Raw genomic sequence first — 13,531 nt, 5'->3', positions numbered from 1 at the left:
CCCATGCGTCTCAAGGTGATCCTCGCCCTCTGGTCAGGCCTGCTGACGACAGGGGGCATCGCCCAGGCATCCCCTTTCTATGCACCGCCACCGCCGGAGGACGACGCTCCCCCCTGGAGCGGTGAAGCCGAACTCGGCTTCACCCACCTGCAGGGCAATACCAACAGCCAGACCCTGATCGCCAAGGGGCGCCTGGTCTGGCTGACCGGCAACCTGACCCACAGCCTGCGCGGCGAGGTCCGCCACGTCACCCAGAACAGCGAGACCAGCGCGGAACAGTATCTGATGGCGGCCCGCGAGCGCATCGACATCGAGGGTCCGCACTACCTGTTCGGCTTCACCCGCTGGGAGAAGGACCGCTTCAGCGGCTACGACTACCAGGCCACCGCGATCGGCGGCTATGGCCGGCAGCTGGTGAGTAACGAAAGGCACATACTGTCGCTGGAGACCGGCCCCGGCTATCGCATCGACAGCGTGACCGATGACCGCGATCGCCGGCTCGGCGTGATCTACGGCGCGCTGGACTATCGCTGGCATTTCTCCGACACCGCGAGCCTCGGTCAGGAACTCTCGCTGGAGGCCACCGACCCCAACCTGACCACGCGCTCGCTCTCCACCCTCACCGCGCGCCTCAACTCGCATCTGGCGCTCAAGCTTTCCTACGAGCTCGAGCACAACTCCCACCCGCCCGATGCGGCCATGGCCCGCACCGACCAGATCACCAGCGCCTCGCTGCTCTACGACTGGTAACGCCGGGCACGCCGGCCCAACACGACGACGCCGGCCCGAGGGCCGGCGTCGCATCCGAAGACAGGGAGCGTTGGCGATCAACCGCCGTAGACGTCATCCACGGTCTTCAACGGATAGTGAGACGGATAGGGCTTGCGCGCCACACCGGAATCCACCGCCGCCTGGGCCACCGCCGAGGACACCCGCTCCAGCAACCGCACATCCACCGGCGTGGGAATGATGTAGTCGCGCCCGAAGCTCATGCTGTCCCGCTCGTAGGCATCCAGCACTGCCTGAGGCACCGGCTCCCGGGCCAGATCCTTCAGGGCATGCACCGCGGCGACCTTCATTTCCTCGTTGATACGCGTCGCCCGAACGTCCAGGGCACCGCGGAAGATGAAGGGGAAACCCAGCACGTTGTTGACCTGGTTGGGATAGTCGGAACGGCCGGTGGCCATGATCACGTCGGGCCGGGTCTCCCGGGCGAGATCCGGCTGGATCTCCGGGTCCGGGTTGGTGCAGGCGAAGACCACCGGGTTATCGGCCATCTTGCGAATGTGGTCGGCGGTCATCAGCCCGGGACCGGACAGGCCAACGAACACATCGGCGCCATCGATGGCGTCATCCAGGGTCCGCTTGTCGGTATCGACCGCGAACATCGCCTTGTACTGGTTGAGGTCCTCGCGGCCGCTGTGGATCACGCCCTTGCGGTCCAGCATCACCAGGTTCTCGGCCTTGGCGCCGCAGGACACCAGCAGCTTCATGCAGGCGATGGCCGCCGCGCCGGCGCCCAGGCAGACGATCTTGGCGCTCTCCAGCGACTTGCCGGCGATGTCCAGGGCATTGAGCATGCCCGCCGCGGTGACGATGGCGGTGCCGTGCTGGTCATCGTGGAACACCGGAATGCTGCACTGCTCGACCAGGGCGCGCTCGATCTCGAAGCACTCGGGCGCCTTGATGTCCTCGAGGTTGATGCCCCCCCAGGTGTCGGCGATGCGCGCCACGGTGTCGATGAAGGCCTGGGGGCTCTCGGCGTTGACCTCCAGGTCGGTGGAGTTGATACCGGCAAAGCGCTTGAACAGCACGCCCTTGCCCTCCATGACCGGCTTGCTCGCCAGGGCACCCAGGTTGCCCAAGCCGAGGATGGCGCTGCCGTCGGAGATGACAGCCACCAGGTTGCCCTTGCCGGTGTAGAGATAGGCATTCTCGGGATCACGGGCAATCTCGCGAACCGGCTCGGCGACGCCCGGGCTATAGGCCAGGGCGAGATCCCGGGAGGTCGCGGTGGGCTTGGTCAGCTCCACCGACAGTTTTCCGGGAATGGGCTTCGCGTGATAGTCCAGTGCCGCCTGTCTCTTCGCGTCTGTCATGCTCGGATCCGGTTTCGAATGGTGTGGTGGACGACGAGAATATAAAAAAAACTTCCATTTCTCAACTTAGTAAAATTACGCCAAATAAAAGCCCCATTCGAAGACGTTCGGCGATATTTGCTACAACTTATACTTTCGGCGAATACCATAAAGGATTGCTTATCGTGGCGATTCACTCCTGAGAATAGCGCAAAAAAAGAACCCGCCACGGGGGCGGGTTCTTCGATGATGTCGATGATCGGCGTCGCGGGACGCCGAAGAACGCATCAGCGCTTGAGTGCGGCACCGAAGCGCTTGTTGAAGCGCTCGACGCGACCACCGGTAGTCGCCTGCTTTTGCTTGCCGGTGTAGAAGGGGTGGCACTGCGAGCAGACGTCCAGGGACAGATCCTGATCGTTGGTGGTGCCGACCTCGAAGGTGGCGCCGCAGGAACAGGTCGCGCTGACCGTCTTGTAATTCGGGTGGATACCTTGTTTCATCTTGAGCCTCGCTGCACTGTATGCCGCCACCTGATCTGGTGCCAGGCACCGCATACGGGTTGTTTGAACGTTCAAACCGGGCGCCGCCCACACTGGGTGACGCGGCGGCCGAGCATTCTAGCAGAGCCGTTCCCGGAGGCCAATTGTCTGCCACTCCCCCGCCCCCCTCGGTGCTGGGCGTCGCCATCCCCTCACCGCTGCGTCGACTGTTCGACTACCGCCCCGCCGCCACTCCCCCCACGGGCGGCTGGCAGCCGGGAGTGAGGGTCCAGGTTCCCTTCGGCCGACGCCAGGTGGTCGGCGTGGTGCTGGAATGCCGTGCCACCAGCGACCTGCCGCTGGCGAAGCTGAAACCTATCGACGCCTGTCTCGATGCGACGCCTCTGCCGGCAGACTGGCTGTGGCTGTGCCGCTTCACCGCCCGCTACTACCAGCATGCCCCGGGTGACACCCTGCACCAGGCGATGCCCGCGCTGCTGCGCCAGGGCCGCACCCTGGAGGCCCGCACCCGAGAGCGCTGGCAGATCACCGAAGCAGGCGCTGACGAGGCGCCCCCGACCCTGGCCCGGGCGCCGCGCCAGGCCGAGCTATTGACCATGCTGCGCCAGCATCCTCACGGGCTGGTCAGCCAGGCCATCCTCGCCCAGTCCTTCGGACGCGACCAGTTGCAGGCCCTGGAGCGCAAGGGCCTGATCATGCGACTCGAGGAACCCCTTACCGCCGCAGCTCCCAGCGGCGGACCGCTGCTGGCCGAGCCGGCACTGCCGCTCAACCGCGAGCAGGCCACCGCCCTGGCCGCTCTTCACGAACGGCTGGACGGCTACCATCCCTGCCTGCTGCATGGCGTCACCGGCAGCGGCAAGACCGAGGTTTACCTGCAGCTCATCGAGGCCGTGATCGGCCGCGATCGCCAGGCCCTGGTGCTGGTCCCCGAGATCGGCCTCACCCCGCAGACCCTGGCACGCTTCCGACGCCGCTTCCGAGTGCCGGTGGTGGCCCTGCATTCTGGACTCACCGACCATGAGCGCCTGGACGCCTGGGAGGCCGCGGCCAGCGGCCGGGCACCCATCGTCATCGGCACTCGCTCGGCAATCTTCACCCCGCTGGCACGCCCCGGCGCGATCATCGTCGACGAGGAGCACGACGGCTCCTTCAAGCAGCAAGAGGGCCTGCGCTACCACGCCCGCGACCTGGCGGTGGTCCGCGCCCACCACCATGGCATCCCGCTGGTGCTGGGCAGCGCGACGCCTTCGCTGGAGACTCTGCAGCGGGCGCGCAGCGGCGACTACCGCCACCTGAGGCTGACGCAGCGCGCCAGCCGCCACGCCCCGGCACGCCTGGAACTGGTTGACCTGCGTGGCCGCCCGCGCAGAGGCGGGCTGATCCCGCCGGTCATCGACGCCATCGAGGCGACGCTGTCCGCCGGCCATCAGGTGCTCGTGTTCATCAACCGCCGCGGCTTCGCCCCGACCCTGAGCTGCCACGCCTGCGGCTGGCTCGCCGAATGCGATCACTGCGATGCCCGCCTCACCCTGCACCGCCAGCCGCCGCTGCTGGCCTGCCACCACTGCGATCATCGCCAGGCCCTGCCCGACGCCTGCCCCGAATGCGGCAGCGCCGACCTGCGCCCGCTGGGCAGCGGCACTGAACGCACCGAGGAGACCCTGGCCGAGCGCTTCCCCGACGTCCCGGTGCATCGCATCGACCGCGACAGCACCCGACGCCGCGACGCCCTGGAGCAGACTCTGGCCGAAGTTCGCCGCGGCGACCCCTGCCTGCTGGTCGGCACCCAGATGCTGGCCAAGGGCCACCATCTGCCCCACGTCACCCTGGTGGTGGTGGTCAATGCCGATGGCGGGCTCTACGCCAGCGACTTCCGGGCGCTGGAGCACAGCGCCCAACTGCTCGAGCAGGTAGCAGGACGCGCCGGCCGTGCCGCCCACCCTGGCCGGGTGCTGGTGCAGACCATGCACGTCGACGACCCCAATCTTCGCCTGCTGGCCGCCCGCGGCTACGATGCCCTGGCCGAGCAGCTGCTGGAGGAGCGACGCATTGCCGCCCTGCCGCCCTTCCGCTTCCTGGCCCTGCTGCGCCTCGAAGGCGCCCAGGAAACGGCCGTCAGCGAACTCGGCAACCGCGCCGCCCAGGCGCTGCGCACTTACCTCGGCGAACGCGCACTGGACGTGGACTGCCTGGGCCCGGTACCGGCCCCCATGGAACGTCGCCAGAACCGCTACCACCTGCAGCTCATGCTCGGCGCCGAGAAACGCAGCCGGCTCCACGAGGCCAGCGCCTGGCTGGTTGCCTGGCTGGAAGCCGAACCCGCGGCGCGGCGGGTACGCTGGTCGCTGGATATCGATCCGCAGACGCTGAGCTGAAAGCTGGAAGCTGGAAGCTGGAAGGCAGCAAGAATTCGCCACGAAGGGGTCAAGCCTTTTCCTCTTCAAGCTTGCAGCTCCTCGCCCCGGTGAAACCGGGCAAGGGTTTAAAGCCTGCGCGCAATTGTCGATAATGTGCGGCCAAATGCCCGCCGACGGGCGATAGCCATCTGCCCGCGCCACAGGACATACGATTTCCCATGAAAGACACCATCATCTCCCTGCTGGAAGGCGCCCTGGCCGAACTCAAGGACCAGGGCATGCTGCCTGCCGAGCTGGCCCCGACCATCAAGGTCGATCCCACCAAGGACAAGGCCCACGGCGATTACGCCACCAACCTGGCGCTGATGCTGGCCAAGCCTGCCGGCAAGAAGCCCCGCGAGCTGGCCGAGGCGCTGGTCGCGGCGCTGCCGGCCAATGACGCCGTGTCCAAGGTCGACATTGCCGGCCCCGGCTTCATCAACTTCTTCGCCGCCACCGACGCCGCCGCCCAGGTCATCCGCCAGGTGCTGGACGCTGGCGATACCTTCGGCCGCAGCCTCACCGGCCAGGGCCAGAAGGTGCAGGTGGAATTCGTCTCCGCCAACCCCACAGGCCCGCTGCACGTCGGTCACGGCCGCGGCGCCGCCATCGGCGACTGCCTGTGCCGGCTGCTCGAGGCCGTGGGCTTCGAGGTCACTCGCGAGTTCTACTACAACGATGCCGGCGCCCAGATCAGTAACCTGGCGCTCTCGGTCCAGGCCAGGGTCAAGGGCATCGACCCCGAGGACGACGGCTGGCCGGCCGACGGCTATCGCGGCGGCTACATCATCGACGTGGCCAACAGCTATCTGGCCGGCGACACGGTGCACGCCGACGATCGTCACGTCACCGCCGCGGCCGATCCGGATGACCTGGAGGCCATCCGCGAGTTTGCCGTGGCCTACCTGCGCCGCGAGCAGGACCTGGATCTGCGTGCCTTCGGCGTAGAGTTCGACGTCTACTACCTGGAGTCCTCGCTGTACCGCGAAGGCAAGGTAGAGGCCACCGCCGCACGCCTGGCCGAGAAGGGCCATACCTACGAGCACGATGGCGCCACCTGGCTGCGCACCACCGACTTCGGTGACGACAAGGACCGGGTGATGCGCAAGTCCGACGGCGACTACACCTATTTCCTGCCCGACGTGGCCTATCACCTGGACAAGTGGCAGCGCGGCTTCACCACCGTGATCAACGAGCAGGGCGCCGACCACCACTCCACGGTGACCCGCGTTCGCGCCGGCCTGCAGGCCCTCGAGGCCGGCATCCCCCAGGGCTGGCCTGACTACGTGCTGCACCAGATGGTGATGGTGACCCGCTCCGGAGTCGAGGTGAAGCTTTCCAAGCGAGCCGGCAGCTATGTCACCGTGCGCGACCTGATCGACGAGGTCGGCCGCGACGCCACTCGCTTCTTCCTCGCCGCGCGTCGGGCCGACTCCCAGCTGACCTTCGACATCGATCTGGCTCGCTCGCAGTCCAACGACAACCCGGTCTACTACGTGCAGTACGCCCACGCCCGGGTGTGCAGCATGCTGCGCAAGGCCGAGTCCGCCGGCCAGCCCTTCGACCACACCCTGGCCATGGAACACCTGGCACGCCTCGAGGCCGAACAGGAGAAGGCGCTGATGAATCGCCTGGCCCGCTATCCCGAGGTAGTGGCCCACGCCGCCGCCAGCCGCGAGCCGCAGCAGATCGCCCAGTACCTGCTCGACCTCGCCGCCGAGTTCCATACCTGCTACAACGCCGTCAAGGTCATGGTCGAGGACGATGCCCTGCGCAACTCACGCATGTCGCTGTTCCTGGCCGCCCGCCAGGTTCTGCGCAACGGCCTTGAACTGATGGGCGTCGGCGCCCCCGAGGAGATGTAAGCCATGGCCAGCCGCAAGCCCGCCGACGGCAACCGCAAGCGGGGCGCCACCACCTCCAGGAAACGCCCCGCCAAGGCCTCCTCACGCCGTGGCGTGCCGGGCTGGCTATGGGGATTGGCCGGCCTGGTCGCCGGCTTCCTGATCTCGCAGCACCAGCACGGCACCGCCCCCTGGCAGGACGGCGCGTCCACCACGGTGCCGCTGCCAGCCGGCGAGGCGCCGGACCAGGCCAGCCGCGATCCCCAGGCGTCGGCGCCGGCGGACGAACCGCCAATGCCGACCTTCGAGTTCTACACCCTGCTCCCCGAGTCGGAAGTGATCGCCCCCGGCGACCAGGCTTCCACCGCGACGCCGCCCCCGCGCCCCGCCGAGCAGCAAGAGGCCTCCTCCGCAGACGCGCCGACCGGCGATCCCATCGCCCAGGTAATCGCCGCCAACAGCGCGCCGGTCGAGTCCGCGGCGAACCGCGCCGAGGATGGCAAACGCTACGTGCTGCAGGCTGCCTCCTTCCGCGAGACCGGCGACGCCCAGCGGCTGGCCGGCCGCCTCAAGGACTTCGGCCTGCTGGCCAAGATCAGCGAGGTCCAGACCGGCGACGGCGCCACCTGGCATCGGGTCCAGGTCGGTCCCTACCGGGATCGTCGCGAGCTGACCCGCGCCCAGGACCTGATGGCCACCCAGGGCATCGAGCCGCTGCTCATCCAGCTGCAGTGAGCCGCGCCGGTTGAATTCCAGCCACGCCGCCCACACCTTTCCTTCCAGCTTATACACGGCGTCACCCCGGTGACGCCGTGGCTACAAAGTCATCGGGAGCCCCGCTCCCACAAGGAGTCTCCTCCATGACCACGATCGTTTCCGTGCGTCGCGGTGACCAGGTGGCGCTGGCCGGCGACGGCCAGGTGTCGCTGGGCAACACCGTAATGAAGGGCAACGCCAGCAAGGTGCGCCGTCTCTATCGCGGCCAGGTGCTGGCCGGTTTCGCCGGCGGCACCGCCGACGCCTTCACCCTTTTCGAGCGCTTCGAGGCACAGCTCGAGAAACACCAGGGCCACCTCACCAAGGCCGCCGTGGAGCTGGCCAAGGACTGGCGCACCGACCGCGCCCTGCGCCGCCTGGAGGCGCTGTTGGCCGTGGCCGACAAGCACGCCTCGCTGATCATCACCGGTAACGGCGACGTGGTGGAGCCCGAGCGCGGTATCATCGCCATCGGCTCGGGCGGCAACTTCGCCCTGTCCGCCGCCCGAGCCCTGCTCGAGAACACCGAGCTGTCAGCCCGCGAGATCACCGAAAAATCGCTGGAGATCGCCGGCGACATCTGCGTGTTCACCAACCACCACGTCACGCTGGAAGAGCTCTGATCATGACCCGGATGACCCCCCGCGAGATCGTCCACGCCCTGGACCAGTACATCGTCGGCCAGCAGGACGCCAAGCGTGCCGTAGCCGTCGCCCTGCGCAATCGCTGGCGACGCATGCAGCTCGACGAAGAGCTTCGTCAGGAAGTCACGCCCAAGAACATCCTGATGATCGGCCCCACCGGCGTGGGCAAGACCGAGATCGCCCGTCGCCTGGCCAAGCTGGCCCGCGCGCCCTTCATCAAGGTCGAGGCCACCAAGTTCACCGAAGTGGGCTATGTCGGCCGTGACGTCGAATCGATCATTCGCGACCTCACCGAGGCCGCCATCAAGCTGGTCCGCGAGCAGGCCAAGGAAGAGGTGGGCCACCGCGCCGAGGACGCCGCCGAGGACCGCATCCTCGACGCCCTGCTGCCGCCGCCCCGCGGCCAGGAAAACGAGCCGCGCACCGAGAACGCCACCCGCCAGTCGTTCCGCAAGAAGCTGCGCGAGGGCCAGCTCGACGACAAGGAAATCGACATCGAGGTCACTCCCCAGAGCCAGGGCGTCGACATCATGACGCCGCCGGGCATGGAGGAGATGACCAGCCAGCTGCAGAACCTGTTCTCCAGCATGGGCAAGCAGAAGACCGAGACCCGCCGCGTGGCGGTCAAGGATGCCTTCGCGCTGCTGCGTGACGAGGAAGCCGCCAAGCTGGTCAACGAGGACGACATCAAGCAGCGGGCCATCGAGGCCGTCGAACAGCACGGCATCGTGTTCCTCGACGAGCTCGACAAGGTCGCCAAGGGCAGCGGCCAGTCCAGCGGCGGCGAGGTGTCCCGCGAGGGCGTGCAGCGCGACCTGCTGCCGCTGATCGAGGGCTCCAGCGTCTCCACCAAGTACGGCATGGTGAAGACCGATCACATCCTGTTCATCGCCTCCGGCGCCTTCCACCTGTCGCGCCCGTCGGACCTGATCCCCGAGCTGCAGGGCCGCCTGCCGATCCGCGTGGAGCTCAACGCCCTGACGCCGGAAGATTTCAAGCGCATCCTCACCGAGCCTTCCGCGGCCCTGACCCGCCAGTATGAGGCGCTGATGGCCACCGAGGGCCTGGAAATCGCCTTCACCGACGACGGCATCGCGCGCATCGCCGAGATCGCCTGGAAAGTCAACGAAGGCACCGAGAACATCGGCGCCCGCCGTCTGCACACGGTGATGGAGCGCCTGCTCGAAGAAGCCTCCTACCAAGGCTCCGACCTGGGCAGCCCGCTGACCATCGACGCCGCCTACGTCGACTCCCAGCTCGGCGAACTGGCGATGGACGAGGATCTGTCGCGGTATATTCTGTAAGCCACTAGCGACGGGCTTCGGGCCCGGAGCGGCTCGAAGCTCGAAGCTCGAAGCTCGAAGCTCGAAGCTCGAAGCTCGAAGCTCGAAGCTCGAAGCTCGAAGCTCGAAGCTCGAAGCTCGAAATCAGCATAACGTTTCCAAGGCTTGAGTCAGGGCTGTTTCTTCCAGCTTCCAGCCGCGAAGCGGCGCTCTTCCAGCTTCAAGCTCACCGGAGGTGCCCATGTCCGCCCCCATTCCGACCCGAGTGCACTACCACAAGCAGGCCCGCGAGCTGGAGCTGACCTATGAAGGCGGCGAGAGTCATCGGCTGTCGGTGGAATACCTGCGGGTGTTCTCGCCCTCCGCCGAGGTGCGCGGCCATGGCCGCGGCCAGGAGACCCTGCAGGTCGGCAAGAAGCACGTCGGCCTGGCCAACATCACCCAGACCGGGCGCTACGCGCTCAAGCTGCACTTCGACGACGGCCACGACAGCGGCCTCTACAGCTGGGACTACCTGCACGAGCTGATCGTGAACCGCGAGGCCAACTGGGCCGACTACCTGCGGCGCCTGGAAGAAGCCGGCGCCTCTCGCGAGCCGCTAGGCATCGAGATCAGGCAGCTGTAGGAATCGGAACGTTCCAGAGGCAGCTCCAAGAGGGTCGGGGCTGACCCGCCGAAAGGGCCTGCGAGGGGCACCATGCTCCCTTCCATGGGCACGACTTTGTTTGGCCCTGCGGCGCTCCTGCATCTCGCTCCGCTTGCAGGACCGGTGCTGGCCCTCCATGGCCAGCCCATTCGGCGAATTCGCCTCACCCATGGCCAAAAACCCCCTCGACGCCCCTTCGGCGGCCCCCTCGGTGCAGCGTCACCGAGCGGATCGGCACTCTGGCAACCGACTTCACCGTCAAGACAAGCCCCCCCGGGGGGCGCTACAATGCGCCCCATCGCGCGGGGCCGCCGGCCTCGCCTCACCATGTGCAGCTGACTCGGGAGCCTCCCTCGCATGACCTCCAGCGACAAGCGCACCACGCACTTCGGCTACCAGGAAGTCCCGGTCGACGAGAAGGCCTCCCGGGTGGCCGATGTCTTCCACTCGGTGGCCGCCCGCTACGACGTGATGAACGACCTGATGTCGTTCGGCATCCATCGGCTGTGGAAGCGCCTGACCATCGAGCGGGCCGGCGTGCGTCCCGGCCACAGCGTGCTCGACATCGCCGGCGGCACCGGCGACCTGACGCTGAAGTTCTCGCGCCTGGTCGGCCCCCGGGGGCGTGTTGTCCTCGCCGACATCAACGCCTCCATGCTGCGAGTCGGCCGCGACAAGCTGCTCGACCAGGGCGTCGGCGGCAACGTCGAGTACGTCCAGGCCAACGCCGAGACCCTGCCCTTCCCGGACAACAGCTTCGACTGCATCACCATCGCCTTCGGCCTGCGCAACGTCACCGACAAGGACGCCGCCCTGCGCTCCATGGCCCGCGTGCTCAAGCCCGGCGGCCGGCTGCTGGTGCTGGAGTTCTCCAAGCCCGGCAATCCCCTGCTGACCCGCGCCTACGACGACTACTCCTTCCACCTGCTGCCGCGCATGGGCCAGCTGGTGGCCGGCGACGCCGACAGCTACCGCTACCTGGCCGAGTCGATCCGCATGCATCCCGACCAGGAGACCCTCAAGGGAATGATGGAGGCTGCCGGCCTGGAGCGGGTCGAGTACACCAACCTCACCGGGGGCATCGTTGCCCTGCACCGTGGCATCAAGCTGTGAGAATCCGATGGCGCTGACACCGACCCTGCTGCTGGGCGGCCTCGAACGCAGCCTGAATGCCCTGCTCGCCCGCGATCCCGCGGCGCCCGCGCGACTGGCCCGCCTGGCGGGCCAGCGCCTGCTGCTGCGGCTCGAGCACCCGCCCCTGGCCCTGGCCGTTGCCTTCCACTCCCAGGGGCTGGACCTGCTGCGCCCCGACGACGAGCCGGAGGAAGCCTTCGATGCCGTCGTCGAAGCCGACGCCGAAACCCTCGGCGAACTGCTTGGCGGCGCCTCGATGGAACGGCTGATGTTCCAGGGCAAGCTCGCGGTGCGTGGACGCATACCGCTGCTCGAGGCGACCCGCGACCTGCTGCTCGACCTCGACCTCGACTGGGAGGGTGAGCTAGCCCACTGGCTGGGCGACATCCCCGCCCACAGTCTGGCCGAAGGCATGCGCAGCCTGGGACGCTGGGGCCTGCGCACTCGGCAGGAGCTGTGCGCCGATGTCTCCGAGTACGTCTTCGAGGAAGCCAGGCTGCTGCCCGGCCGTCACCAGTTCGAGGGCCTGCGCGATCACCTCACCGAGCTGGAGGTCGCCACCGACCGCCTCGAGGCCCGCCTCGAACGCCTGCGCCGACGCCTGACGGAAGGGAGAGAGAGCGCATGATTCCGCGGCTGGCGCGCATCGCCTGGGTGGTCACCCGCTATCGGCTGGACACCCTGATTCCCCAGGAGCGGCTGCCTTGGTGGCTGCGCGGCCTGCTGGCGCTGTCGCCGCTGCGCCTGGTGCCCGTCGGCCCGCGCCCTCGCGGCGAACGGCTGCGCCTGGCGCTGGAGACCCTGGGACCGATCTACGTCAAGTTCGGCCAGGTGCTGTCGACCCGTCGCGACCTCTTCCCTCCCGACATCGCCGACGAACTCCGGCGTCTCCAGGACCAGGTGCCGCCTTTCCCCGGCAAGCAGGCCCAGGCGCTGGTGGAGGAAGAGCTCGGCATGTCGCTGGACGAAGCCTTCGCCGAGTTCTCGCCCGAGCCGCTGGCCTCGGCGTCGGTGGCTCAGGTGCATGCCGCCAGGCTGCCCGACGGCGCGCAGGTGGTGGTCAAGATCATCCGCCCCGGCATCGAGCGGGTGATGCGCCAGGACATGGCGCTGATGTACCGACTGGCCGCCGTGCTGGCCCGCGTTCCCGAGGCACGCCGGCTGCGCCCGGTGGAGGTGGTGCGCGACTACGAATCAACCCTGTTCGACGAGCTCGACCTGACCAAGGAAGCTGCCAACACCTCCCAGCTCAAGCGCAACTTCAAGGGCTCGCCGCTGCTGTTCGTGCCGGCCATCCACTGGGGGCTGACCCGCCACCGGGTGATGGTCCAGGAGCGCATCCACGGCGTGCCGGTGGCGGACACCGCCGCCCTCGAGGCCCAGGGCACCGACCTGCGCCGTCTGGCCGAGCGCGGCGTAGAGATCTTCTTCACCCAGGTGTTCCGCGACAATTTCTTCCATGCCGACATGCATCCCGGCAACATCTTCGTGTCCCGCGAGACCCCGTGGAACCCGCAGTACATCGCCATCGACTGCGGTATCGTCGGCAGCCTGACCCGCGAGGACCAGGACTACCTGGCGCGCAACCTGCTGGCCTTCTTCCATCAGGACTACTACGAGGTGGCGGCGCTGCACATCGAGTCGGGCTGGGTCGGCGAGGACACCCGCGCCAACGAGTTCGCCGCCGCGGTGCGCACGGTGTGCGAGCCGATCCTCGAGAAACCGCTCAAGGACATCTCCTTTGGCCAGGTGCTGCTGGGGCTGTTCCAGACCGCCAGGCGCTTCAACATGGAAGTGCAGCCGCAGCTGGTGCTGCTGCAGAAGACCCTGCTCAACATCGAGGGCCTGGGGCGCCAGCTGTATCCGGACCTCGATCTCTGGACCACCGCCAAGCCGTTCCTGGAGCAGTGGATGAAGGAGCGTGCCGGCACCCGCGGGCTGTGGGAATCCATGAAGCGCCAGGCCCCGGAACTCACTCGCCAGCTCCCCGAGCTGCCGGTGCTCGCCCACCAGGCCCTGGCCCGGGCCGAGCATGGCCATCAGCAGCAACGCCGCCAGAGCGAGGCCATCGGCGCTATCCACCGCCGGCTCGAGCATCAGGGCCGGCGTCAACGGCGCCTGCGCCTGGGACTTCTGGTCGTGGCGGCGGCACTCGCCTGGCAACCGCTTGTCGAATGGGCAGACGGCCAGCCCTGGCCGGTGCTTGGCGCGGCGGCCATCGGCGTCCTGCTGCTGGCCTGGAACTGA

General features: G+C 67.8%; 12 protein-coding genes. 10 read left to right on the top strand and 2 right to left on the bottom strand.

What is annotated here, in order from left to right:
- The first annotated feature begins 3 nt into the window (after positions 1 to 3).
- Positions 4 to 750 carry a DUF481 domain-containing protein gene (locus FHR96_RS14050; protein ID WP_183388323.1) on the top strand — a complete coding sequence of 249 codons (747 nt, stop codon included), beginning with the start codon at positions 4 to 6 and terminating at the stop codon, positions 748 to 750.
- Positions 751 to 827: 77 nt separating this feature from the next.
- Here FHR96_RS14050 and FHR96_RS14045 read toward each other — a convergent pair whose 3' ends face one another.
- Positions 828 to 2,099: a malic enzyme-like NAD(P)-binding protein gene (locus FHR96_RS14045; protein WP_183388322.1), complete on the bottom strand. Its 1,272-nt coding sequence runs from the start codon at positions 2,097 to 2,099 to the stop codon at positions 828 to 830.
- A 266-nt stretch (positions 2,100 to 2,365) separates the two neighbouring features.
- Complete coding sequence (rpmE, locus tag FHR96_RS14040) at positions 2,366 to 2,578, bottom strand: 50S ribosomal protein L31 (protein ID WP_183388321.1); 213 nt, start codon at positions 2,576 to 2,578, stop codon at positions 2,366 to 2,368.
- Positions 2,579 to 2,598: 20 nt separating this feature from the next.
- On the opposite strand from rpmE, the gene FHR96_RS14035 reads away from it, so the two are divergent.
- From FHR96_RS14035 to ubiB, 9 genes are all read left to right on the top strand, one after another.
- On the top strand, positions 2,599 to 4,956 hold the full coding sequence (locus FHR96_RS14035) for a primosomal protein N' (RefSeq protein ID WP_183388320.1): 2,358 nt from the start codon (positions 2,599 to 2,601) through the stop codon (positions 4,954 to 4,956).
- A 200-nt stretch (positions 4,957 to 5,156) separates the two neighbouring features.
- A complete protein-coding gene (argS, locus tag FHR96_RS14030; protein WP_183388319.1) occupies positions 5,157 to 6,842 on the top strand; it encodes an arginine--tRNA ligase in 1,686 nt (561 codons plus the stop codon).
- Between the two features lie 3 nt (positions 6,843 to 6,845).
- A complete protein-coding gene (locus tag FHR96_RS14025) occupies positions 6,846 to 7,556 on the top strand; it encodes an SPOR domain-containing protein (protein WP_183388318.1) in 711 nt (236 codons plus the stop codon).
- Between the two features lie 125 nt (positions 7,557 to 7,681).
- Positions 7,682 to 8,200: an ATP-dependent protease subunit HslV gene (gene hslV / locus FHR96_RS14020; protein WP_183388317.1), complete on the top strand. Its 519-nt coding sequence runs from the start codon at positions 7,682 to 7,684 to the stop codon at positions 8,198 to 8,200.
- Positions 8,201 to 8,202: 2 nt separating this feature from the next.
- The gene (gene hslU / locus FHR96_RS14015; protein ID WP_183388316.1) at positions 8,203 to 9,525 is read left to right on the top strand and encodes an ATP-dependent protease ATPase subunit HslU; all 1,323 of its coding nucleotides are present in this window, start codon (positions 8,203 to 8,205) and stop codon (positions 9,523 to 9,525) included.
- Between the two features lie 220 nt (positions 9,526 to 9,745).
- Complete coding sequence (locus FHR96_RS14010; RefSeq protein WP_183388315.1) at positions 9,746 to 10,129, top strand: gamma-butyrobetaine hydroxylase family protein; 384 nt, start codon at positions 9,746 to 9,748, stop codon at positions 10,127 to 10,129.
- Positions 10,130 to 10,507: 378 nt separating this feature from the next.
- Positions 10,508 to 11,263, top strand: coding sequence for a bifunctional demethylmenaquinone methyltransferase/2-methoxy-6-polyprenyl-1,4-benzoquinol methylase UbiE (ubiE, locus tag FHR96_RS14005; RefSeq protein ID WP_183388314.1), 756 nt, complete (start codon positions 10,508 to 10,510; stop codon positions 11,261 to 11,263).
- A 7-nt stretch (positions 11,264 to 11,270) separates the two neighbouring features.
- Entirely contained in the window at positions 11,271 to 11,912 is a 642-nt protein-coding gene (locus FHR96_RS14000) for a ubiquinone biosynthesis accessory factor UbiJ (protein ID WP_183388313.1), read from the top strand.
- Positions 11,909 to 13,531 carry a ubiquinone biosynthesis regulatory protein kinase UbiB gene (gene ubiB / locus FHR96_RS13995; protein ID WP_183388312.1) on the top strand — a complete coding sequence of 541 codons (1,623 nt, stop codon included), beginning with the start codon at positions 11,909 to 11,911 and terminating at the stop codon, positions 13,529 to 13,531. Before FHR96_RS14000 ends, ubiB begins: the two co-directional genes overlap by 4 nt.

This window comes from Halomonas organivorans (assembly GCF_014192055.1).
GTDB lineage: Bacteria > Pseudomonadota > Gammaproteobacteria > Pseudomonadales > Halomonadaceae > Halomonas > Halomonas organivorans.
The sequence above is the reverse complement of the archived record's forward strand: the minus strand, read 5'-3'. Positions and strand labels throughout refer to the sequence as shown.

What these genes read in the sequence shown, in the direction of transcription:
- ubiE (WP_183388314.1), top strand. Translation starts at nt 10,508, where the DNA reads ATGACCTCCAGCGACAAGCGCACCACGCACTTCGGCTACCAGGAAGTC.
- hslU (WP_183388316.1), top strand. Translation starts at nt 8,203, where the DNA reads ATGACCCGGATGACCCCCCGCGAGATCGTCCACGCCCTGGACCAGTAC.
- FHR96_RS14050 (WP_183388323.1), top strand. Translation starts at nt 4, where the DNA reads ATGCGTCTCAAGGTGATCCTCGCCCTCTGGTCAGGCCTGCTGACGACA.
- FHR96_RS14010 (WP_183388315.1), top strand. Translation starts at nt 9,746, where the DNA reads ATGTCCGCCCCCATTCCGACCCGAGTGCACTACCACAAGCAGGCCCGC.
- FHR96_RS14025 (WP_183388318.1), top strand. Translation starts at nt 6,846, where the DNA reads ATGGCCAGCCGCAAGCCCGCCGACGGCAACCGCAAGCGGGGCGCCACC.
- FHR96_RS14000 (WP_183388313.1), top strand. Translation starts at nt 11,271, where the DNA reads ATGGCGCTGACACCGACCCTGCTGCTGGGCGGCCTCGAACGCAGCCTG.
- hslV (WP_183388317.1), top strand. Translation starts at nt 7,682, where the DNA reads ATGACCACGATCGTTTCCGTGCGTCGCGGTGACCAGGTGGCGCTGGCC.
- FHR96_RS14035 (WP_183388320.1), top strand. Translation starts at nt 2,599, where the DNA reads ATGCCGCCACCTGATCTGGTGCCAGGCACCGCATACGGGTTGTTTGAA.
- ubiB (WP_183388312.1), top strand. Translation starts at nt 11,909, where the DNA reads ATGATTCCGCGGCTGGCGCGCATCGCCTGGGTGGTCACCCGCTATCGG.
- argS (WP_183388319.1), top strand. Translation starts at nt 5,157, where the DNA reads ATGAAAGACACCATCATCTCCCTGCTGGAAGGCGCCCTGGCCGAACTC.
- rpmE (WP_183388321.1), bottom strand. Translation starts at nt 2,578, where the DNA reads ATGAAACAAGGTATCCACCCGAATTACAAGACGGTCAGCGCGACCTGT.
- FHR96_RS14045 (WP_183388322.1), bottom strand. Translation starts at nt 2,099, where the DNA reads ATGACAGACGCGAAGAGACAGGCGGCACTGGACTATCACGCGAAGCCC.